The sequence below is a fragment of the Kitasatospora sp. NPDC004745 genome (genome assembly GCF_042873275.1).
Classification (GTDB): domain Bacteria; phylum Actinomycetota; class Actinomycetes; order Streptomycetales; family Streptomycetaceae; genus Kitasatospora.
Genome location: NZ_JBIALK010000005.1, coordinates 256,440 through 277,899, shown reverse-complemented (window position 1 = coordinate 277,899; position 21,460 = coordinate 256,440). Strand labels below are relative to the sequence as shown.

18 protein-coding genes are annotated in these 21,460 nt (G+C 75.4%); 7 read left to right on the top strand and 11 right to left on the bottom strand.

The window, feature by feature from the left end; genetic code table 11:
* Positions 1-143: 143 nt before the first annotated feature.
* Positions 144-1,784 (top strand): SpoIIE family protein phosphatase, encoded by a 1,641-nt coding sequence (locus ACFYUY_RS12530; protein ID WP_387900336.1) that lies wholly within the window; start codon positions 144-146, stop codon positions 1,782-1,784.
* Positions 1,785-2,001: 217 nt separating this feature from the next.
* Here ACFYUY_RS12530 and ACFYUY_RS12525 read toward each other — a convergent pair whose 3' ends face one another.
* Positions 2,002-2,397, bottom strand: coding sequence for a hypothetical protein (locus tag ACFYUY_RS12525; RefSeq protein WP_387900334.1), 396 nt, complete (start codon positions 2,395-2,397; stop codon positions 2,002-2,004).
* 405 nt (positions 2,398-2,802) lie between these two features.
* On the opposite strand from ACFYUY_RS12525, the gene ACFYUY_RS12520 reads away from it, so the two are divergent.
* Positions 2,803-4,293, top strand: coding sequence for an LCP family protein (locus tag ACFYUY_RS12520; RefSeq protein WP_387900332.1), 1,491 nt, complete (start codon positions 2,803-2,805; stop codon positions 4,291-4,293).
* A gap of 108 nt (positions 4,294-4,401) precedes the next feature.
* Here the strand turns inward: ACFYUY_RS12520 and ACFYUY_RS12515 are convergent, their stop codons facing one another.
* From ACFYUY_RS12515 to ACFYUY_RS12500, 4 genes are all read right to left on the bottom strand, one after another.
* Positions 4,402-5,061: a zinc ribbon domain-containing protein gene (locus tag ACFYUY_RS12515; RefSeq protein WP_360206046.1), complete on the bottom strand. Its 660-nt coding sequence runs from the start codon at positions 5,059-5,061 to the stop codon at positions 4,402-4,404.
* Positions 5,062-5,374: 313 nt separating this feature from the next.
* Positions 5,375-5,623 (bottom strand): hypothetical protein, encoded by a 249-nt coding sequence (locus ACFYUY_RS12510; protein WP_360206049.1) that lies wholly within the window; start codon positions 5,621-5,623, stop codon positions 5,375-5,377.
* A gap of 155 nt (positions 5,624-5,778) precedes the next feature.
* Complete coding sequence (gene lepB, locus ACFYUY_RS12505; protein WP_360206052.1) at positions 5,779-6,705, bottom strand: signal peptidase I; 927 nt, start codon at positions 6,703-6,705, stop codon at positions 5,779-5,781.
* A 64-nt stretch (positions 6,706-6,769) separates the two neighbouring features.
* Positions 6,770-7,366, bottom strand: coding sequence for a helix-turn-helix transcriptional regulator (locus ACFYUY_RS12500; RefSeq protein WP_360206054.1), 597 nt, complete (start codon positions 7,364-7,366; stop codon positions 6,770-6,772).
* A 322-nt stretch (positions 7,367-7,688) separates the two neighbouring features.
* Here ACFYUY_RS12500 and dacB point away from each other — a divergent pair, with 322 nt between their 5' ends.
* Together dacB and ACFYUY_RS12490 are read left to right on the top strand one after the other, a co-directional pair.
* Positions 7,689-9,281, top strand: coding sequence for a D-alanyl-D-alanine carboxypeptidase/D-alanyl-D-alanine-endopeptidase (gene dacB / locus ACFYUY_RS12495; RefSeq protein ID WP_387900329.1), 1,593 nt, complete (start codon positions 7,689-7,691; stop codon positions 9,279-9,281).
* A gap of 281 nt (positions 9,282-9,562) precedes the next feature.
* On the top strand, positions 9,563-10,900 hold the full coding sequence (locus ACFYUY_RS12490; protein ID WP_360206060.1) for an FAD-dependent monooxygenase: 1,338 nt from the start codon (positions 9,563-9,565) through the stop codon (positions 10,898-10,900).
* A 168-nt stretch (positions 10,901-11,068) separates the two neighbouring features.
* Here the strand turns inward: ACFYUY_RS12490 and ACFYUY_RS12485 are convergent, their stop codons facing one another.
* Positions 11,069-12,001 (bottom strand): alpha-L-glutamate ligase, encoded by a 933-nt coding sequence (locus tag ACFYUY_RS12485; RefSeq protein WP_360206063.1) that lies wholly within the window; start codon positions 11,999-12,001, stop codon positions 11,069-11,071.
* Positions 12,002-12,354: 353 nt separating this feature from the next.
* Here ACFYUY_RS12485 and ACFYUY_RS12480 point away from each other — a divergent pair, with 353 nt between their 5' ends.
* Positions 12,355-13,956 (top strand): ABC-F family ATP-binding cassette domain-containing protein, encoded by a 1,602-nt coding sequence (locus ACFYUY_RS12480; RefSeq protein WP_387900327.1) that lies wholly within the window; start codon positions 12,355-12,357, stop codon positions 13,954-13,956.
* Between the two features lie 51 nt (positions 13,957-14,007).
* Here ACFYUY_RS12480 and ACFYUY_RS12475 read toward each other — a convergent pair whose 3' ends face one another.
* Positions 14,008-14,580, bottom strand: coding sequence for a YciI family protein (locus tag ACFYUY_RS12475; RefSeq protein WP_360206069.1), 573 nt, complete (start codon positions 14,578-14,580; stop codon positions 14,008-14,010).
* Between the two features lie 134 nt (positions 14,581-14,714).
* Positions 14,715-15,554 (bottom strand): methyltransferase domain-containing protein, encoded by an 840-nt coding sequence (locus ACFYUY_RS12470; protein WP_387900325.1) that lies wholly within the window; start codon positions 15,552-15,554, stop codon positions 14,715-14,717.
* 253 nt (positions 15,555-15,807) lie between these two features.
* On the opposite strand from ACFYUY_RS12470, the gene ACFYUY_RS12465 reads away from it, so the two are divergent.
* On the top strand, positions 15,808-17,283 hold the full coding sequence (locus ACFYUY_RS12465) for a cytosine permease (protein WP_360206074.1): 1,476 nt from the start codon (positions 15,808-15,810) through the stop codon (positions 17,281-17,283).
* A 192-nt stretch (positions 17,284-17,475) separates the two neighbouring features.
* Here the strand turns inward: ACFYUY_RS12465 and ACFYUY_RS12460 are convergent, their stop codons facing one another.
* Complete coding sequence (locus ACFYUY_RS12460) at positions 17,476-18,147, bottom strand: hypothetical protein (protein ID WP_387900322.1); 672 nt, start codon at positions 18,145-18,147, stop codon at positions 17,476-17,478.
* A 311-nt stretch (positions 18,148-18,458) separates the two neighbouring features.
* Here ACFYUY_RS12460 and ACFYUY_RS12455 point away from each other — a divergent pair, with 311 nt between their 5' ends.
* Complete coding sequence (locus ACFYUY_RS12455) at positions 18,459-19,298, top strand: class I SAM-dependent methyltransferase (RefSeq protein WP_387900321.1); 840 nt, start codon at positions 18,459-18,461, stop codon at positions 19,296-19,298.
* 341 nt (positions 19,299-19,639) lie between these two features.
* Here ACFYUY_RS12455 and ACFYUY_RS12450 read toward each other — a convergent pair whose 3' ends face one another.
* The gene (locus ACFYUY_RS12450) at positions 19,640-20,146 is read right to left on the bottom strand and encodes a DUF1877 family protein (protein ID WP_387900319.1); all 507 of its coding nucleotides are present in this window, start codon (positions 20,144-20,146) and stop codon (positions 19,640-19,642) included.
* Positions 20,147-20,264: 118 nt separating this feature from the next.
* Positions 20,265-21,386, bottom strand: a complete 1,122-nt coding sequence (locus tag ACFYUY_RS12445; RefSeq protein ID WP_387900318.1) for a DUF6745 domain-containing protein — start codon at positions 21,384-21,386, stop codon at positions 20,265-20,267.
* Positions 21,387-21,460 lie beyond the last annotated feature (74 nt).

The following is a 21,460-nucleotide window of genomic DNA, read 5'->3' as shown; positions in this document are numbered from 1 at the left end:
TCTTGTGGGCGTGGCGCGCCCCGGCGCGTGATCATGGGCGTATGCAGTCCCGGCACGGCAACCGAGCAGAAGGCGCCCAGTCCGCGACACCGGACACCCGGTCACTCACGGCAGCGGCGGCGCTCGCGGCGAGCCACGGCGCGATGACCGACAGCGACAGCCCGGACCTCCTCCGCGACCTCCTCGCCACCGCCCCGATCGGCGTAGCCCTGCTCGACGACGAGCTGCGCTGGCAGTACCTCAACGCCGCCTTCACCACCGTCACCGGCCTGCGCCGCGCCGACCTGCTGGGCCGCCCCGCCGGCGCCACCCCCTTCGGCCCGGCCGCCGCGACCCTGCACGGCGTCCTCACCGACGGACGGGACCGCGAACACGCCACCGGCGGCCCCGACGGACCCGGCTCCCCCGTACCGCCCGGCCTGCGGGTGCGCTACCGGGCGCTCGAACGCGCCGGGCGGACCACCGGCGTCGTGGTCGTCGTCCTCGACGACCCGGACCCGGCCCGCGAGCAGCTGCGCGAGCTCGAACGGGCCCGCGCCCGGCTCGCCCTGCTCGACGCGGCCGCCGAACGCATCGGCACCACCCTCGACGTCGGCGCCACCTGCGCCGAACTCGCCGCGTTCGCGGTGCCCGCCTTCGCCGACCTCGCCACCGTCGACGTCCTGCCGCCCGACGCGGAACCCGCCCGCCCCGGCCACGGCGTCCCGCGGCGCCTCCACCGGGCGGCCGTCCAGTCCGTCCCGGCGCTGGGCCCCGCCCTCGCCGACCTCGCCGGGCCCGGCGAGTCGGTCCGCCAGCCGGAGGGCTCGGCGGCCGCCCGCAGCCTCGCCGGCGGCATCGCCGTCCTCACCGAGGCCGGGCCCGCCGATCCCGCCCCGGCCGGGATCGGCTCGCTGCTCGTCCTCCCGCTGTCCGCCCGCGGCCGCCTCATCGGCCTGCTCACCCTCGGCCGCACCGCGGCCGGGCCGGCCTACACCCCGGACGAGGCCGCGCTGCTCGGCGACCTCGCCGCCCGCGCCGCCACCGGGATCGACAACGCCCGCCGCTACACCCGCTCCCAGGGCATCGCCCTGGAACTCCAGCGGGCCCTGCTCAGCGAGCCCGGCAACCCCCACCAGAACCTGGGCCTCGCCTCCCGCTACCTGCCCTCCGGCAGCAGCTCGGTGGTCGGCGGCGACTGGTACGAGACGGTCCGGCTGCCGTTCGGCCGCACCCTGCTCGCGATGGGCGACGTCATGGGGCACGGCGTCGAGGCCGCCGTCGACATGAGCCACTACCGCTCCACGCTGCGCGACGTCGCCGGGATGGACCTCCCCCCGCACCGGATCCTGCGCCAGCTCGACACCGTCATCTCCGCCATCGAGAGCGCCCGGCCGGCCACCTGCCTGCTGGTCCTCGCCGACCCGGGCCGCGGCCGCTGGACGCTCTCCAGTGCCGGCCACCTCCCGCCCGCCCTGATCACGCCCGACCGCCCCACCGAACTGCTGGAGGTCCCGACCGGCCCGCCGCTCGGCACCGGCCTGGGCGGCTACGAGCAGACCACCCACCCGCTCACCGCCGACCAGACCCTGCTCCTCTACACGGACGGCCTGGTGGAACGCCGCGACGAGGACATCGACACGTCGCTGGAACGCCTCGCCGCCCTCCGTCTCCCCGCGGCCGGCGACCTCGACGACCTCCTCGACGCCGTCCTGCAGGCCCTCGCGCCCCCCGCCACCGGCGCCCCGGGCGGCAATGCCGAGGACGACATCGCCCTCCTCGCCGCCCGGCCCAGGCCCCGCTGACTCCGCCCGGGGGCGGCGCCGGGACGCCGACCGCCCCGGCGCCGTCAGAGCGGCACCGGGGCGGTGGGGGGCGTCAGCGCATCGACCTGTCGACCCGTCGACCCGTCGACGCATCAGCGCATCGACGACTCAGCGCGTCGACGACTCGACGCGGGAGCGCGCCGTCGCGCCGTGACGTCGGCGCACCAGTCTGCGCACCAGTCGACGCACCTGCACGTCACTTGCGACGGCCGAAGATCCGCTTGGCGGCGTAGACGATGCCGACGATCAGCAGGACGAAGAAGAGGATGATCAGGATCACCACGACGATCAGGAACTTGCCGAGCTTGGCGAAGAAGCCGGACTTCTTCTTGTCCTTGGCGGCGAGGTGCGCCACCGGCGCGGCCTGAACGCTGCGGGCGCCGGCGGCCACGGCCTGGACGGCGGGGGCCGCGGGCGCGGCGGGGGCCGCCCGGCCCGCCGCCGGTGCGACGGGTGCCTGGCCGGGGGCGGTGGCCGCGACGGCCCGGGGTGCGGCCACCGCCGTCGCGCTCGACGCCGCGGCGGTGAGGCCGGCGGCGGCCAGCAGTGCCACCAGGGCGCCGGCTATCGAACGTGCGATCCGGTGAGTCATCGTGCTCCTCGTACGTGTTCCGAGCAGCGCGGAGGAGCCCGGCCGACCGAATCCGTTGGTCTGACCAGGTGGTTTTCTCATCTGCGCCTAGTATGCTCCACTGAAGTTCTACAGCGGTGTAAAAGTTTAGCGACGGGCCTGCCCGGATCGGCTCCGGCCCCGGCCACGCACGCCCGCCGCTCCGACGGGGGTCTCGTGGCAACTGTGGAGGATGACGACGTGGCTGGTCGCAGGGGTTCCCGCGAAGCCGAAAAATCGCCGCGCCGGGCCACCGACAGCCCACCGCGCCGCTCCGGCGACGGCCCACCGCCACCCCGCCGGTCCACCGAGGGCCCCCCGGCGGGCCGCCCCGCGAGCCGGGCGAAGCCGAAGCCCGGGCGCAGCACCAAGCAGAAGGTGCTCTGGGTGACCGCCGGCTGCACCGCCCTCCTCGTCCTCGGCGGCTGTGCCGTCTACTACCGGCTGAACGGCAACATCACCACCTTCGACGGCGACGCCGTCAGCAAGGACCGCCCGGCCGCCGCGGCCCCGGACGCCCAGGGCCGCACCCCGGTCAACATCCTGCTGATCGGGTCCGACAGCCGGGGGAACGGCAACAGCGACCTCGGCGGCGGCGGGGACGGCGGCGCCCGGTCGGACACCGCGATCCTGCTGCACGTCTACGCCGACCACCGGCACGCGACCGGTGTGTCGATCCCCCGCGACTCCCTGGTCACGATCCCGCCGTGCAAGCTCCCGAACGGCAAGTGGACCAAGGAGCAGACCAATGTGATGTTCAACAGCGCCTTCTCGGTCGGCGACACCGAACAGGGCAACCCCGCCTGCACCCAGAACGCCGTCGAGAAGCTGACCAACCTGCGCGTCGACCACACCATCGTGGTGGACTTCAACGGCTTCGCCTCGATGACCAAGGCGGTCGGCGGCGTCGAGGTCTGCCTGCCGAACGACGTCCACGAGGGCGACCTCAACCCGAACCTCGGCCGCAAGGGCAAACTGCTGTACCCCAAGGGCAGGCAGAAGGTCGAGGGGCAGTCCGCGCTCGACTACGTACGGATCCGGCACGGCATCGGCGACGGTTCGGACATCGGCCGCACCAAGCGCCAGCAGGCCTTCCTCTCCTCGCTCATCAAGCAGGTCAAGGCGGGCGGCATGGACCCGACCACGCTGCTCCCGCTGGCCGACGCCGCCACCAAGTCGCTGACCGTCGACCCGGACCTCGGTTCGGCCGCGAAGCTGCTCTCCTTCGCCATGTCCGTCAAGGACGTGGACCTGCACGACGTCAAGTTCGTGACCACACCGTGGCGTTACGAGGGCCCCCGGGTCGCCCTGGTCCACCCCGACGTGGACCAGCTCTGGGCCGCGCTCAAGGCCGACCGCACCCTGGACGGGCAGGACGCCAGCGCCGCCGCCCCGGCCGCCGGCGAATCGGCCGCGCCCACCGCCCCGGGCAGCGCGACCCCCGACGCCTCCCCGGACGCCGCCGCCGGGAGCGGCGAGGTCAAGCCCGCCGAGGTGAAGGTCACGGTGCTGAACGGCACCGGCGCGGCCGGGCTCGGCGGCAAGGCCGCGGAGACCGTCAAGGGCGCCGGCTACACCGTCACCACCGTCGGCAACGCGCCCGGCCGGCCGCGGGCGGCCACGGTCGTCGAGTACGGCACCGGCGAGCGCGCCGCGGCCGACGCCGTCGCCAAGCTGTTCCCGGGCGCGACCGTGCAGCCCGGCGGCAAGGGGATCAGCCTGGTCCTCGGCCACGACTTCGCGGCCGCCAACCCGGCCGGCACCGCCACCGCGCCGACCACCGGGGCCGCGTCGGCCCCGGCCCCGGTGCCCAGCAGCGTGGCCGGGGCCGCCCGCTCGGCGGACGACGACCCGTGCGCGAACGTCTCGTACGGGTGACGGACGGCTGACCCGGCGAGTCACCGTCGACCGACCGGCGACCGACCGGAAGCCGGGGCGCCCCCGAAGGGACGCCCCGGCTCGAGAACGGACCCGCTTCGGACCGGCTCAGCGCCTGGCGCCGCAGGTCGGACAGAAGGCGGCGCCGTCCGGGACGTTCTGGTGGCACTGCCCGCACTGCACCGGCTGGGCCAGTCGGAAGCCGCAGCCCGGGCAGAACGGCGTGCCGTGCGTCTCGGTCGAGCACTGCGGGCAGACCAGCTGGCGCGGCGTCCGCACGTCGAACTCCGCACCCGACTGCTGGCCCTGCTGGTAGGCGCGGTCGGACACCATGTCGTTGAGGCCGCGCCGCTGCGCCACCACCGCCTCGGCCGCGGTGTCCGGGGCGCAGGTGTGGCACAGGCCCTGGCCCGGGTCGAAGCAGCGACCGCAGACGTAGTGGGTGCAGCGGGCGCAGCGGTTGAAGTGGCTCTGGGCGTTGCCGATGGCGTGTTGGAACGCGGCGTCGCGCGCGTTGCCCCAGGTGTGCCCGGCCAGGCCGTCGGCGGCACTGCTGATGGTGCTGGCGTTGCCGCCGATGAGGTTCCAGGCGGCGCTGACGCCCTTGCCGATCCAGCCGGCCACCTGACCGGTGGTGAACGCCTCGAAGGGCGAACGCCAGGTGTCGGAGCAGCGGGAGCAGTAGAACTCGAACTGGAACCCCGCACCGGTGCCGTGCTGCTGGCACAGGTCGCGGTAGTTGCTGCTGAAGTAGATCTCGGAACTCACGTCGTCCCCGGTGGCTGAAGTGGCGCGTCGGCGGTCCCCGGGCCCCCGGGTCCCGACAAGGACGGCGGGTCACGAGGCGCTGCACAGAATCGCACACGCCTTCATCCGTTGTGAATCTCGTACGGGTAAAGCCGTCCGCGGCAGCGTCTCGCGATCGCCGCTCCAGGGGACGCACGCGCCCGCCGGCCCGGTTCCGGCCCCGCGGGGGCTCCCCGGCGGACCGGTCACCGCCCGCTCGGACCCCGGTCGGCCCGGCCCCGATCGACCCGGCCCGGCGCACGGGGCCCGGGCCTGCCCCGGTCCGCACGGTGGTTCAGAGCCCGGCCACCGGCAGCAGCAGGACCCGCGCCGGGTCGAAGCGCTCCCAGCAGGCCGGCCGGCCGCTGCGGCTGACCCTCAGCCGGCACCACCGCTCCCCGGCGTCGTCCCGCCACCAGCCGCTGATCCGCCCGGACGCCCAGGTGCCGCCGCCGAGGTCCACCTCGACCGGCTGGTACACCCACTGGACGTCCGGCTCCGCCGGCTCCCCGGCGGGCGCAGGACTGCGCCGACTCTCCACCACGGTTCCGCCTCCCGACCCGGCCCCGGCCGCGGCCTCCCCGGTCGGGCGGCCACGCGACCGCGCGTGCAGCTCACCCGGGGACTCTACAGGCGTGTAGAGGATCGCGGAGGGGGTTTCGCCACGGTCGGTGGGGCGGCCCGCGGCCCGGGGCTGTCTCAGTCGCGCCCCCGACGGGCACTCAGCACCGAACGCGCCCGGGAGACCGGGGACGGAGCGGCACCCCGGCGGCGGCGCCAGAGCGCGACCGGCAGCACGGCACCCAGCGCGACCGCCCCCGGAACCGACGGCGTCGCCGCCGGCGCGGCGGCGGCACCCGACGGCACCTTGTCGAAGGTGTCCGGGACGGGCAGCGTGGACCAGTCCGAGAGCGGCCAGGCCACCACGAAGGCCCGGCCCACGACGTTGTCCACCGGCACGAAGCCGTCACCCGTCTCGTTGTGGTGCGGCCGGGAGTCCCGGGAGTTGTTGCGGTGGTCGCCCATCACCCAGAGCTTGCCCTTGGGGACGGTGACGGTGCCCACCGGGTCGTTGTCGCAGGGCGTCGAGCCGGGGAACAGGTACGGCTCGTCGAGCGCGGCGCCGTTCACCTTCACCGGGCCGCCCGCCTTGCACTCCACGGTGTCCCCGCCCACCGCGATGACCCGCTTGATGAGGTCCTTCTCGTCCGCCGAGGGCATCAGACCGACGGTGCTCAGGGCCTTCTGAACGGTGCTCATCACCGAACCGCCCGAGTGCGTCGGGGCGCCCTCCAGCCAGCCGCCCGGGTCGCGGAAGACCACCACTTCCCCGCGCTCGGGCTCGGCGCCGAACCACGGGGTCAGCTTGTCGACCAGGACCCGGTCACCGATCTCCAGGGTCTGCTCCATCGAGCCGGAGGGGATCGAGAACGCCTGGACGAAGAAGGTCTTGATCCCGAGCGAGAGCAGCAGGGCGATCACCAGCAGGATCGGCAGCTCCTGCCAGAACGGACGCTTCCTGCGCCCGGCCTTCCCGCCCGGCCCCGGCGACCCGGCCGCCGCGGTCCCCACCCGCTCCCCGGCTCCACCGCTCTCGCCGGACTCCGTGCTCTGCTGCACACTCATAATTCGCGGCCCCTCCCGACGGCCTGACGGGAGCCCGGAACGGACTCCCTGTCAGGGAACGAACCTACCGAACAGAGGTTCCCGGGCGCGCCCTGACGTGGATCCGCTCCCCCTGCGGGCCGAACAGGCTGAGGAACTCCACGGGCTGCGGCCCGGCGTTGCCGAAGGCGTGCGGGGTGCGGGTGTCGAACTCGGCCGCCTCACCCGCCGTCAGGACCAGGTCGTGCGAGCCGAGCAGCAGGCGGAGCCGGCCGGACAGCACGTACAGCCACTCGTAGCCCTCGTGCACCTTCAACTCCAGCCCGGGCCCGGTGCCGTGACCGGGCGGCATGATCTGCTTGTAGGCGTGCAGGCCCCCGAGGTGACGGGTCAACGGGACGACGGTCTGGCCGTTCCTGGTCACCGGGCGCGCGTGGATCCGGGGATCGCCGGTCGCCGGTGCACCGACCAACTCGTCCAACGGCACCCGGTACTCCCGCGCGAGCGGCAGCAGGAGCTCCAGGGTCGGCTTGCGCTGCCCGGACTCCAGCCGGGAGAGGGTGCTGAGCGAGATCCCGGTGGCGGCGGCCAGGGCGGCGAGCGTGGTGCCGCGTTCGCGCCGCAGGGCGCGCAGCCGGGGGCCCACCGTGGTGAGGACGTTCTCGAAGTCTTCGTCGGCCATGTCCGCCATTCGCCGCTACGGCAAGGGCGTTTGTCAAACCGGCACACCGTGCGCGCCGCCGGGCCCGCCCCGGGCGCCCCCGTCGGCCGGTCCGCGACCGGTGCCGGTGCCGGTCCGCGGCCAGTGCCGGTGCCAGTCCGCGGCCAGTGCCGGAGCCGGTCCGCGGCCAGTGCCGGTGCCGGTCGGCCGACCGGATGACGTTCGCCGCGCACTCCGGCCACCCGGCGCGGCCCGCCCCGCCGACCACCGCCCGCCTCCCTACGATGCGGCGGTGACCGCCCGGGCAGCCTCCGGGCCCCGACTCCAGAACGGCTGATCTCCCATGAGACTGACGACCCCCGGTCGGCTCCGGACCTGGGCCGCCGCCGGCGCGGCGCTGCTGGCCGTCACCGGGCCGGCGGCGACCGGGACTGCCGCCGCCGCACCGGCCCCCGACCCCGGCGAGCGCCTCTCCCCCGCCATCCGGGCCATCATGGCCAAACCCGCCTACCAGCACGCCCAGTGGGGCCTGCTGGAGGTCGACCCGGCCACCGGCGAGACCATCCACGCGCAGTTCCCGGACCAGCGCTTCATCCCCGGCTCGACCGCCAAGGTGGTGACGATCTCCGGCGCCTGGCACGCCCTCGGCCCCGACCACCGCTTCACCACGCCGATCCACGCCATCGGCCGGCGCACCGGCTCCACCCTCACCGGCGACCTCTCCCTGGTCGCCCAGGGCGACCTCACCATGGGCGGGCGCACCAAACCCGACGGCTCGGTCGACTACACCGTGATCGACCACACCTACGCCAACGACCTCCCGGGCGCCACCCTCACCCCGGAGGACCCGCTCGCCGGCATCGACCAGCTCGCCCGGCAGGTCCGCGACTCCGGGATCACCCGGGTCAACGGCGACGTGATCGTCGACCCCCGGATCTTCACTCCCCCGGCACTCGACCCCCAGCCCACCCCGCTGATCATCAACGACAACCTGATCGACCTGCTGGCCACCCCCACCTCACCCGGGCAAGCCGCCCGGCTGGACTGGCGCCCGCAGGTGGCGCCGTACCAGGTCACCTCCACCGTCCGGACCGTGGAGGCGGGCGGCCCGACCGACGTCCAGGTCTCCGCCTCCCCCGACGGCACCCGGATCACCCTCTCCGGGACGGTCGCCGCCGACGCGCAGCCCGTCCTGCACACCGCCCCCGTCAAGGACCCGAACGCCTTCGGGCGCACCGCCCTGATCGAGGCGCTCGCCCGCGCCGGCGTCACCGTCACCGCCGACCCGACCGGCCCCAACCCGCAGGACGCCCTGCCCGCCGACTACACCGGCGACCCGCAGGTCGCCGCCTTCGTCTCCCCGCCGTACAGCCAGTACGCCAAGCTGATCCTGAAGATCAGCCACAACCTCGGCGCCAACCTCGCCCTGTGCAACATGGCCGTCGCCACCGGCAGCACCGACTGCGACGCCGGCTACCCCGTCGTCCACGCCTTCCTGGCCGACGTCGCCCACGCCGACCCGGACCAGTTCCAGCTCGCCGACGGACGCGGCGGCGACCCCGTCGACCGGGTCACCCCGCGGGGGCTCAACCAGGTCCTCGCGTACTGGCTGCGCACCCCCGACGCGGACGCCTTCCGACTCTCCCTGCCGATCCTCGGCGTGGACGGCTCCGGTGCCACCACCTGCACCACCGACTGCCCGGCCAAGGGCAAGGTGTTCGTCAAACCGGGCAGCGCGATCGGCGGTGACCGCCTCAACAACCGGCTCGCGGTGAGCGGCCAGGCCGTGGCCGGCTACCTGCTGACCAACAACGGCTGCCTGCGCACCTTCTTCGTGGCCGTCAACGGTGCGGCCACCCCGACCATCGAGACCTTCTTCGACGTCAGCGACGACGTCTTCCAGATCGCCGCGCTGCTGCAGGAGGAGTCACCGTAGGCCCGGTCCCACGACGGCCCGGGGCCGGTGGCGGATCCGTCCGCCACCGGCCCCGCCGGCTGTCCGGCCGAGCCCGAGTGCTCCGCCGGCGCCCGGTGCTCCGTCGGCGCGCGGCTCTTCGGCACCCGGTTCTTCGACACCCGGTCCGGCGGGCGCTCGGGCACCCGGCCCGGCGCGGGTCGTGCGCCCCGCGTGCGGGGGCGTCAACACCCTCCCGGACCAGGCCCGTTCGTTCGGCCGGCCCGCCCACCGGCCCCGTCAGCGCCACTACGCTACGTGTCATGACTTCTTCGGACAGGGGCCCCGGGCGGGGCACGGCGGTGGTGATCGGCGGCGGGCTCGCCGGCACGGTGGCGGCCTGGGCGCTGCGCGGGCACGCCGAGCGGATCGTGGTGGTCGAGCGGGACCGCTACCCGGCGGAGCCGACGTTCCGGGCCGGGGTGCCGCAGGGCCGGCACGCGCACCTGGTGCTGGAGGCCGGCCACCGGGCGCTGGAGGAGATGATGCCCGGCATCAGGCAGCAGCTGGCCGACGCGGGCGCGACCAGGGTCGCCGTCTCGGGTGACCTCAAGTGGCTCAGCTCCGCCGGCTGGATGGCGCAGTACCCGGCCCAGCTCGGTTTCCTCTCCTGCACCCGGCCGGTCCTGGACAAGGTGGTGCTGGACCGGGTCCGCACCGAGCCCTCGATCGAGTTCCTCGAGGGCGTGGACGTGGTCGGCCTGCTCGGCTCGGCGCGGGCCGTCACCGGGGTGCGGATCCGCGAGCGCGGCCCCGAGCGCGGCGAGGTCCGGGAGATCCCGGCCGAGCTGGTGGTCGACGCGGCGGGCCGCTCGACCTCGGTGCCGCAGTGGCTGGCCGAACTCGGCCACCCGGCGGTGCCCGAGGAGCGGGTCGACGCCGGCGTCTCCTACTCCTCCCGGATCTTCCACCGCCCGGCCGGCGTCGACCTCGGCCACCGGGCGATCTACCTGCAGACCAAGGCCCCCGACGCGCCGCGGCTCGGGGTGCTGCTGCCGGTCGAGGGCGACCGGTGGATCGTCAGCGTCGCCGGCATGCGCGGCGCCGAACCCGAGCCCGGCGAGGCCGGGTTCACCAAGCAGGTCGGCCTGCTGCGCGACCAGAGCATCCGCGAGGCCCTCCGGAACGCCGAACCGGACGGCGAGGTGCGCGGCTTCGTCCCCGGCCCGGGCGTGCGCCGGCACTACGAACGCAGCTCCCCCGACGGCCTGGTGGTGGTCGGCGACGCCGTCAGCACCTTCAACCCGGTCTACGGCCAGGGCGTCACGGTCGCGCTGTTCTGCGCCCAGGCGCTGCGCCGGACCGCCCTGCGGCACGGCGGCATCGGCCACGCCACGGCCCGGGACGCCCGGCGCGAGATCGCGACCGCGTCGAAGAACCCGTGGGTGATGTCCTGCAGCGAGGACGCCCGGTTCGCCGCCACCACCGGCGCCCCCTCCGGCGCCCTGCTCAAGCTCCAGCACCGCTTCCTGGACAAGGTGCTGGCCGCCTCCGTGAACGACCCGGCGGTCACCGCCGCCTTCCACGAGGTGATGTCGCTGGTCGCACCGCCGACGCTGCTGTTCCGCCCGTCCGTCCTGGCCGCCGTCCTGCGAAGCTGACCGCCGCCCGGGGCCGGCCCGGCGGCGGTGCCCTGCGGCGGTGCACCGGGGGGCGGTGCGCCCGGGGCCGGCACAACTGGCCGTACAGCTGGGGCCCGTACGGCTGGGGCAGTGCACTGCGCCCGGGGCCGGTCGGCGGCGGTGCCGGGGCCGTGCCCCCGGGGCAGGTCAGGGGCGGTGCCCGGGCGTCAGGTGCGCGGCCACGTACGGCACGGCGACCTGCTCCAGCGCGCCGTCACCGAACGCCGGGTGGACGTTGACCTCGAACACCACACCGCCGCTCTCGGCCGCCAGGTCGACGCCCGCCAGCGGAAGGTCCAGGGAGGCGGCCGCCCGGATCGCCAACCGGTCCAGGCCGGCGGGCAGTCCATCGGTCGCGAGCACGGTGGAGACCGCGCCCCGGCTCTCGTTGCAGGGGGCGTCCGGGTCGGCCTGGACGTGCTCCACGGCGCGGACCACCCTGCCGTCGAGCACCACCACCCGGTACTGGTGACGGACGCCCTCCGGGGTGAAGTTGCGGGCGTCCCGGGCGATCAGCCAGTCCAGTCCCGCCTGCTCGTAGTACCGCGCCGCGGCGGCGAGTTGGGCGTGGCTGGTGACGTGGAAGACGTCGTCGCCGCCCATGCCGACGCAGGGGCGGGCCCAGACGTCGCCGCCGAGGCGCTCGAAGGCTGCGGCGACGGCCCGCGCACCCGGCCGGGAGAACGCGACGGTGGGCATGTGCGGGACGCCGTCGCGCACGAACCGTGCCACGGTCGCGTCCTTCTCGGTGGCGGCCCGCCAGGAGCGCGGGTCGGTGCCGAGCGAACGGGCTCCGTGCGCGCGCAGCAGGCGCTGGCAGGCCGCGAACTCCCGCCGCCGGTGCGGCGGGATCTCGTAGACCACCACGGTGTCGGCGGCCACGACGCGCCCCTCCGCCTCCAGGCGCAGCCCGCGCCCGCCGTCGGAGCGGATCCGGCCGCCCCCGCCGGCCATGAAGCACCGGGCGTCGAGCAGCACGGGCGCCCGGCCGGTGACGGCCCGCGCGGCGTCGGCCAGTACCTCCCGGCTGCCTTCGGTCGAGCTGTGATCGGTCAGGATGACGAGGTCGTCTCGGCCCATGCGGCCATCGAAGCGAGCGGCCCGGGGCCCGGCAAGACGGCCCCGCGCGCCAGTCGCCCACCGGGGTGGCCGAAACCCGCGCGCACCCCCACGCCCCCGGCCGACGCCCCGGTCCGACCGGACACGCCCGCAGGCCCCGTACGTCCCACGCGCTCCGCGCCCGCCGTGCCCGCCGTACTCCGTGCCCGCCGCGCTTCATGCCCGCCGCTCCACGCCCACCGCCGGTAATCCGGATGCGTACCATCCGACCGGCCCGCTACCCTGGGCCGCATGTCGACGCCCCGAATCTCCTAGCTGACGGACCCACTCCCACGCCACCCGTGTGTCCGTTCGCTGTTTCGGAGCGTTACCTGATGATCACCACCCGTGGTGTCGACCTGCGCGTCGGCGCCCGCCTCCTGCTGTCCGACGTCACCCTGCACGTCGCCCCCGGCGACCGGATCGGCCTCGTCGGCCGCAACGGCGCCGGCAAGACCACCCTGCTGGCCACCCTGGCCGGGCAGCTGCCGCCCGCCGCAGGCACCGTCACCCGCACCGGCGCCGTCGGCTACCTCCCGCAGGACCCGCGCGCCGCCGACCCGGCCTCCACCGTCACCGACCGCATCCTGTCCGCCCGCGGACTGGACACCGCCGTGCGCACCCTGCGCGGCGCCGAGCAGGCGATGGCCCGGGCCGAGGAGCCGGCCGACCAGCGCCGGGCGATGGACGCCTACGCCCGCGCCGAAGCCGAGTTCCAGGCCCGCGGGGGCTACGCGGCCGAGGCCGAGGCCGCCCGGGTCGCCGCCGGCCTCGGGCTGCCCGGCCGGGTCATGGACGCCCCGGTGGGCACCCTGTCCGGCGGCCAGCGCCGCCGGGTCGAACTGGCCCGGATCCTCTTCGCCGACCACGGCACCCTGCTGCTCGACGAACCCACCAACCACCTCGACGCTGACTCGGTGGCCTGGCTGCGCGACTTCCTGACCGCCCACCGGGGCGGGCTCGTGCTGATCAGCCACGACCCCGTCCTGCTCGCCGACACCGTCAACCGGGTCTTCCACCTGGACCCGCAGCGCGCCGCGCTCGACGTCCACAACACCGGCTGGCACGCCTACCTCGCCCAGCGCGCGGCGGACGAGCGCCGCCGCACCCGCGAGCGGGCCAACGCCGAACGGAAGGCCGCCGCCCTGCACGCCCAGGCCGACCGGATGCGGGCCAACGTGGCCACCGCCACCAGCGCCCGCAGCATGGCCCGCCGGGCCGACCGGATGCTCGCCGGGCTGGAAGCCGTCCGGCAGGCCGACCGCACGGCCCGCATCCGGCTGCCCGAACCCGCGCCGTGCGGCCGGACGCCCCTCGGCGCGGTCGGACTCGCCAAGTCCTACGCCGGTCGCCCGGTGCTCGCCGGCCTCGACCTCGCCGTCGACCGGGGCAGCCGGCTGGTGGTCCTCGGGCTCAACGGCGCCGGCAAGACCACCCTGCTGCGGATCCTGGCCGGCCAGGAGGCCCCCGACGCCGGCCGGGTCGTCCCCGGCCCGGGACTGCGGCTCGGCTACTTCGCCCAGGAGCACGACACCCTCGACCCGGCGCGCAGCGTCCGCGACAACCTCGCGCTCGCCGCCCCGGGCCTCACCGACGGCGAACTGCGCCACGTCCTGGGCGCGTTCCTCTTCCGCGGCGACGACGCCGACAAACCGGCCGGAGTGCTCTCCGGCGGCGAGAAGACCCGGCTGGCCCTGGCCGCCCTGGTCCACTCCGGCGCCAACGTCCTGCTGCTCGACGAGCCCACCAACAACCTCGACCCGGCCTCCCGGGCGGAGGTGCTCGCCGCGGTCGGCACCTACCCGGGCGCGATCGTGATGGTCACCCACGACCAGGGCGCCATCGAGGCCCTGTGCCCCGACCGCGTGCTGCTCCTGCCGGACGGCGACGAGGACCTGTGGCACGACTCGTACCTGGAGCTGGTGACCCTGGCGTAGCCGACGGGCCGGGGCCGCTGCGCGCGGGGCCGGGGCGGAACCCTGCCCGGCTCAGGGCTCCCGCCCGCCGAACTGCCACCGGTGCACCTCGACGTCCGCGTACGGCTCCGGGCCCAGCACGGCGCGCGCCTCCGCGGGGCCCGCGGCGCGTACCAGCGCCGCGGTGCCCAGCCAGTCGGCCCCGTCGTCGGACAGCAGCGGCCCGTAGGCGATCAGCTCGTCCCGCGGCAGTCCCGCGGGCAGCCCCACGGGCGCTGCTGCGGAGCCGGCCGGCCCGGCCGGGCCCAGCCCGAGCACCAGGAACCGGCTGCCGCCGGTCCGGCCTCCGGGGAAGTCCCACATCGTGCGGCCCAACAGGTTGCGCCACCGCCGCAGCAGCAGGTCGCGGTACACCCCGGCCTGGTAGCCCGGCTCGTCGAGGGCGAAGGCCCGGGCGGCGGCCGGGCCGGGCAGGTCGAGGACGTGCACGCTGCCGGTCGGGGCTCCGTCCGGGCCGGACAGCGTCGGCCCCCGGGCGATCATCTCCGCGGCGTACCCGTCCATGTAGGACCAGTGCCGTTCGAGCAGCTCCTGCCGCAGCTCCAGGGAGCCGGGCCGATCACGGTGGTAGCAGAAGAACTCCATGCGCGGCAGTCTCCCGGCCCGCACGGCCCGGGTACAGCGAATACCCGCGCCGAGCGGCCCCGGGCGGCCCCGCCGACCCCGCGACCCCGGCCACCCGGGCGATCAGCCGCGCACGACTCCGACCGCCGGCACGGTCACCGCCCGGCCTCTGGCTTGCGGGCCTCGATCAGGAACCGGGCCGAGTGGGCGACGAAGGGCCCCTCGGCCCGGATCAGGGCGTCCAGCTCGCGCAGCCGGTCCAGGTGGGCGTCGACGGTGAAGCCCGGGACCATCCAGATCACCTTGCGCAGGAAGTAGACCACCGCGCCGATGTCGCGGAACTCCATCCGCAGGCGCTCGGAGCGCAGGTCCACCACCTCCAGGCCGGCCTCCCGGGCGGCGGCGCTCTCGTCCTCGGGCCGGCGGGCCTGCCGGGCCTGCGGCTGCGGGCCGAGGAAGTACTCGACCAGCTCGAAGCCGGACGCCGGGCCGACGTGCTGGGCGAAGTACGTGCCGCCGGGCCGCAGCACCCGCTCGATCTCCGACCACCAGGCCTTCACCGGGTGCCGGCTGGTGACCAGGTCGAAGGCGCCGTCGGCGAAGGGCAGCGGCGGCTCGTCCGGGTCCGCGACGACGACCGCGCCCAGCGGGTGCAGCAGCTCCGTGGCGCGGGCGACGTTCGGCGGCCAGGACTCGGTGGCGGCCAGGGCGGCCGGCAGCGCGCGGGGGGCTCCGCTTCCTGCCCCGGCCCCTGCTGCAGAGGCACCGGAGGGACCGAACGCCGCGGTCGCCAGCCGTGCGGCGCCGGCCAGGACCTCGCCGCCGCCGGTCTGCACGTCCAGGGCCGCCGAGGCCGTGCCCAACCGTTCGGCCAGCATCCGCTGGTACCCCCAGGACGGCCGTTCCTCGGTGGCACGGCCGTCCAGCCAGGAGAAGTCCCAGCCGTCCACGGACACGGCCCCGGCCTCGGCGATGAGCTCTTCGAAGGTGCGCATACCGGCATCATCCCGGCACCGCCCCGCCCTGACCAGCCGATTTCCCGCGACCCGGGCCACGCCGCACGGCCGCACCACGGGGTACGCGTCAGCCCCTTCCCCGGCTGCTCGCCGCCGCCGGGGGACAACCGCGTCAATCGGGCCACATCGTGAACAAGTAGGATGACTCAACTTCCGCGCTACGCGCGGAGACTTCCATAAATGTTCCATTTGCCCGATTCATCTCCCGCTTCACACGCACGGAGCCACCCTCATGGACAACCCGTCCGCCGTCGACGTCGACGGCGCGATCGAGACGCGCGGTATCGAACCCGTCCCCGACCACGAGCGCCAGGGCAGAGTCCGAGAGCTCTTCCCGACCTGGGTCGCGGCGAACATCAGCGTCCTGCTGCTGACCATGGGCGCTGCCCTGGTGGTGTTCAACCAGTTGAACTTCTGGCAGGTCCTGATCGTCGCCGCGTGCGCCGCGCTCGTCTCGTTCGGCATGGTCGGCGTGCTGTCGGTCTCCGGGAAGTGGGGCGGTGCGCCCGGCGCGACCCTCTCCCGGGCCACCTTCGGGGTGCGCGGGAACCTCTTCCCCGGCGCGATCCTGTGGATCGCCCGGTTCGGCTGGGAGACGATCAACGCCGTCACCGGCGCCTACGCCGTGCTGACCGTCCTCGACCTGCTCTTCGGCGTGAAGAGCAACACCGCGCTGATCGTGATCACGCTCTTCGCCTTCGTCGCCTGCACCTTCCTGGTCTCCGGCATGGGCCGGAAGGCGCTGAACGTCTGCAACACCTGGTCGACGTACCTCTTCGGCGTCTTCAGCGTCCTGGTGCTGGGCTACCTGGTCGCCACCATGCACTGGAGCGAGGTCTTCTCCAAGCCCGCGGGCACCACCGCGATGATGATCGCCGGCATCGGGACCATCGCCGCCGGCGGCATCAGCTGGGTCCCCACCGGCCCGGACTTCGCCCGCTACCTGCCGCACGCCGCCTCCGGCAGGAAGATCGTCGGCGTGACGGTCTCCGGCGCCGGCCTGGTGATGGTGCCGATGGTGCTGATGGGCGCCGTGATGGCGGTGGCCTCGCCCGGCCTGGCGGACGCCGCCGACCCGGTCTCCTTCCTCGGCGACCTGCTGCCGACCTGGCTGGCCGTGCCCTACCTGCTCACCGCGATCGTCGGCATGCTGCTGATCAACAGCCTCTCCATGTACTCGGCCGGCTTCACCGCGCAGACCATGGGCGTCCGGCTGCCGCGCGCCCTGGCAGTCAGCATCAACGCCGTGATCTCGCTGGTCGGCGGCCTGCTGCTGATGCTGGTGGCCAAGAGCTTCCTGGGCTCCTTCATCACCTTCCTGATCCTGCTCGCCGTCTCCTTCTCGGCCTGGATCGGCGTCTACGCGGTGGACATGTTCCGCCGCCGCACGCGCGCGGTGCGCTACGACGCCGCCGCGCTGATGGACACCGGCAGGAACAGCCGGTACTGGTACGTGGGCGGCTTCTGCTGGCAGGCGATGGTGTCCTGGGTGCTCGCGCTCCTGAGCGGGCTCGCCTTCACCAAGTGCGACTGGTTCGCCGGACCGCTCTCCGACACCCCCGTCGGCAGGTACGGGCTCGCCTGGGCGGCGACCATCGTCATCTCCGCCGCGATCATGGCCGTGCTCCCCGCGCCGCGGGAGAACACCCCGGCCGCCGAGCGGACCACCGGCCCCCGGGCGGAGCGGACCGAGACCGTCACCGTCTGACCCCGCGGCGCCGACCGCGCACGCCCCGACGCACCGGACCGCCCGGTCGCCCGCTCGACCGAGCCGGCGGCCGGGCGGTCCCGTTGCGACCGGACCCTCCGTTGCGGCGCCACCGTCCGTCCCGGTCGGCTGCACCCGGCGAGCACCGCCGGGCGGGCACCATCGGGCGCGCCGTCGCCTCGGTCGCTCAGGTCACCCCGGCCATCGGGCCGGGCGGCCCTGGACCTCGGCGACGGCCGGGTGGCGAACGGCCTCCAGGACGTCGTCGGCGAGCAGCTCCTCGATCAGGGCGGGCGGGCCGAACACCTCGGTGGCGCTGAGGTCCCAGTCGGTGAGGACGAACCAGGAGCCGTCCAGCGGCCACCAGTGGGCCGGGAACTGCAGTCCGCTCGCACGGGCCGGGCCCTCGCAGGCCTCGTGGTGGGCCACGGCCCCGCCCAGCCGGCCGCGATGGGCGGGGACGGGCGCCGACAGGTCCTCGATCGCCGCCTGCGCCCAGTAGCACTCCGTCGCCGTCCCGTCGGCTCCGTGCCGGGCCAGCAGCTCCACCAGGCGGGTCAGACAGTCGCGGTCCGGCACGCCGATCCACGGGTACTCGACCCCGCCGGGCAGCGCGGCGTGCACGGCCCCGTCGAGCAGCAGGGAGGAGAGCGTGAACGGCCAGTCCGAGAGCCGGCGGCCGGCCGCCGCGAGGGCGTCGGCCCAGCGCACCCGCCGCCCGTCCACCCGCAGGGTGTGCAGTACCCAGCAGCGATCGGCGAACCCGTGCCCCGGGCCGACCGGTTCGTAGCCCAGCACGGCGTCGCCCGCCTCGAGGAACGGGCGCATCCCGCCCAGCGGGTCCTCGTCCGGTATCCGTTCCACCGCTCCGCCGTCCTCCGCCCGTTCTCCGCCCGCGCTCTGCCAGTCCTCCGCCCGCGCTCTGCCCGCCCCTTCCGTGCCGCGCGTCCGCCGCGTCCGCCTCGTCCGCCGCGTTCTCGGACGGGCCCCGGCCCGGGGTGGTCGACGCGGGGTGACGCCGTCGGCGCGGGGTGATGCACCGTCGGAAAACCGCTGTCCGGCCCGACTCGACCTGGGCGAGGATAGCCGCACGACGACCGGGCGGACCGCCGGGGTGCCACGTCCGGTCGGTCCCACCGCCCGCCCCGACCCGCCGACCGTGGAGGCCAGACGCCATGACCGACTTCCCCGCCGACACGGCCGACGCCGCCGGCTTCCCCGGCCCCGCCCGTCCCACCGGCCCGGTCGGGCACTTCTACGACGGGCTCGCAGCCGGCTACCACCTCCTCTACGCCGACTGGTCGGCCTCCGTCGGCCGGCAGGGCGCCGCCCTGGACGCCCTGATCCGCACCGACCTCGGCGACCGCCCCGGCGAACCACCGCTGGACGTCCTGGACTGCGCCTGCGGCATCGGCACCCAGGCCATCGGCCTGGCCGGCCTCGGCCACCGCGTCACCGGCACCGACCTCAGTCCGGTCGCCGCCACCCGGGCCGCCGACGAGGCCGGCCAGCGGGGCCTGCACCTGCCGACGGCCGCCGCCGACATGCGCCGGCTCCCCTTCCCCGACGCCCGGTTCGACGTCGTCGTCTGCGCCGACAACGCCCTCCCCCACCTGCTCACCCCCGAGGACGTCGACGCCGCGCTCGCCGAACTGCGGCGCGTCCTGCGGCCCGGCGGCCTGCTGCTGCTCAGCACCCGGCCCTACGACGAGCTGCGGCGCACCCGCCCGGCGTCCACCCCGCCGCAGACCGTCGACCGGGACGGCCGGCGATCGGTCGTGTTCCAGCTCTGGCACTGGCACGAGGACGGCGAACGCTACGACCTGGAACTCTTCCGCCTCGTCCCGGACGCCGCCGGTGCCTGGCAGGTCGACGTCCACCGCTCCACCTACTGGGCACTGACCGCGCCCCGGCTCACCGCCTTCGCCACCGCGGCCGGCTTCACCACCGTCCGCTGGCGACAGCCCGCCGAAACGGGCTTCTTCCAGCCCGTCCTGATCGCCCGGGCCCCCTGACGCCGCCGGGCGGTCCCCGGCGGCGGGCGTGAGACGGCGGTGAGGGCGGGCGCCGCCCATGCGGGTCTGTGATCACGCCCGGCCAGTGGATGCACACACCGCAGACGACCACGGTGTCGGCAGCGATCCGGGTGCCCGCGGCAGGCTGGTGCGCGACCCCGCACTCGGGCCCGACCAAGTCGGAGGCGATGAGGCGGCCACGACCCGTCGGACACACTCCGAACGGGCTTCTCACGGCCGGTCCTGACCGCCCGGAACACCTGACGACGCCGGGCGGGTCCTGCCGACGGGCCCTGCTCCGGCGGCCCGGACCTGGGCGACACCCCGCCGCCGGGGCGCCGTCAGTCCCACCAGAGGACCACGGCCAGGCCCCGCCGGGCGGCCTCGGCGTAGAAGCCGAGCAGTGCGGCGAAGTGGGTGGCCGCGTAGCGCCGGGCGCCGCCCGTGATGCCCTGGGAGAGCGGGCCGAGGTCCTCGGGCGAGACGGACTCCCACAGGGCCGGCAGGTCGATCCCGTGGAGCAGCCCGGCGACCCGGGCCACCTCCGCCGGGGCGAGTGCGGTCGGGGTGCCGCCGAACTCGGCGATGGCGTGCGGGTACCGGTTGAGGAAGGCGAGGTCGGAGGCGGGATCCCCGCCGAGGGCCAGGTGCAGCGCGGCCAGCGGGGCCTGGTCGAGGCCTCCGAGTTCGGCGACGCGTTTGAGGAGGAAGGGCGCCCAGTCGAGGTCGAGGCAGTCCGCGGCCGGCGGGTCGAACCCGTGGTCGCCGTCGGCCCGCTCGGCGGCCAGGGTGCGGCAGCGCTCGAGGTAGGCGACGGGGACGCGGGCGAGTTGTTGGGTGACGGCCATGCCCACCAGTGTCCCGAGCGTGTCCAGCGCTTTTCGCGACCCTGAGCGGCCCTGAGCGGCCCTGACGGCCCGACCGCTCGGGCCGCTCAGGCCGTCAGGGGGCCCGGCGGCGGCCCGGTCAGGTTTCGCGCTGCGGGTGGTACTCGGATTCCGGGACGCCGAACGTCCAGGCGACCCCCGCGCGGGCGGTGCGGGTGCTCGGCGGGACGCGCAGCCAGTAGGTGCGGAAGGTGCCGTCGGGCTCGGCGGTCGAGTTGACGACCTCGACCATCACCACCGGCTCGTCGTCGGGCAGGGTGATCCGCCAGAGCACTCCGGTCTCGTCACGGTGGACCGGGACGGCGCCGGAGTCGGCGAGGTAGCGGTCGTAGCCGTAGTGCTCCAGCAGGACGCGGCGCAGCTCGGCGTTCTCCTCGGTGCGGATCCGCTCGGCGGTGACGTCGCCGAGCCCGGCCAGGAACTCGGCGGGCACCGGCATGCCGCGCCAGGCGTGCAGGGCGAAGCCGTCGGCGTACTCCAGGGCGGGGCCGTCCGCCCGGTCGAGCCGCCCGGCCTCGTCCCGGTGCAGGGTGACCGGGCGTTCGCTGACCAGGGCGACGTCCTGGTACGGCCACCACCAGCCGGCTTCCCGGGCCACCGCGGCGAGCGGCTCGGCGGCGCCGGCACCCGGCTCGTCGGTGCCGAACGCCGCCTCGAAGGCGGCGAACCAGGGCGCGTCGTGCTGGCCGCGCACCGCGTCCAGCAGGGCGAGCCGGGCGGCGGTGCGGCGGGCGCGGGCGGCGTCGGCCGCCCCGCCCGGGGCCTGCGCGCGGTCCGCTTCGGGGGCGAGCCGGTCCAGGACGGCGTTGCGGACGCGGTCGGCGAGCGGGGTGGTGACCGGGCCGAGTTCGCCGCCGGTGACCGCCCAGTGCGCCGCCCACCCGGCGGCGCCGACCCGGTCGACGGCCCGCCGCCGGTCCCGCTCCCAGGGCCCGGTGCGCACGGCCTCGCGGACGCTCACCGCACCGGCGGCCCGCAGCTCCAGCGCCGCCTCGGCGGCCGCCAGCGGCGAGCCGAACCAGCGGACGGCCGCGGGTTCGGCCAGCCCGGCCGCCCGGTACGCCGCGCGCACGGCCCGCTCGGCCGCCGCCCGGTCGGCCGGTCCGGTGGCCGCGGCGACCGCCCGCCAGCGGGCCGTCACCCCGGCGGGACCGTCCGCCGTCGCCGCCCCTGCCGGGTCGTCGGGAATCACCGTCTGCATCGTCCTGCTCCGTTCCCGGCCGGGCTCCCCGCCCGACCGCATGCTGCCGTTCCGTTCCGAGTTCCGGGCTGCCT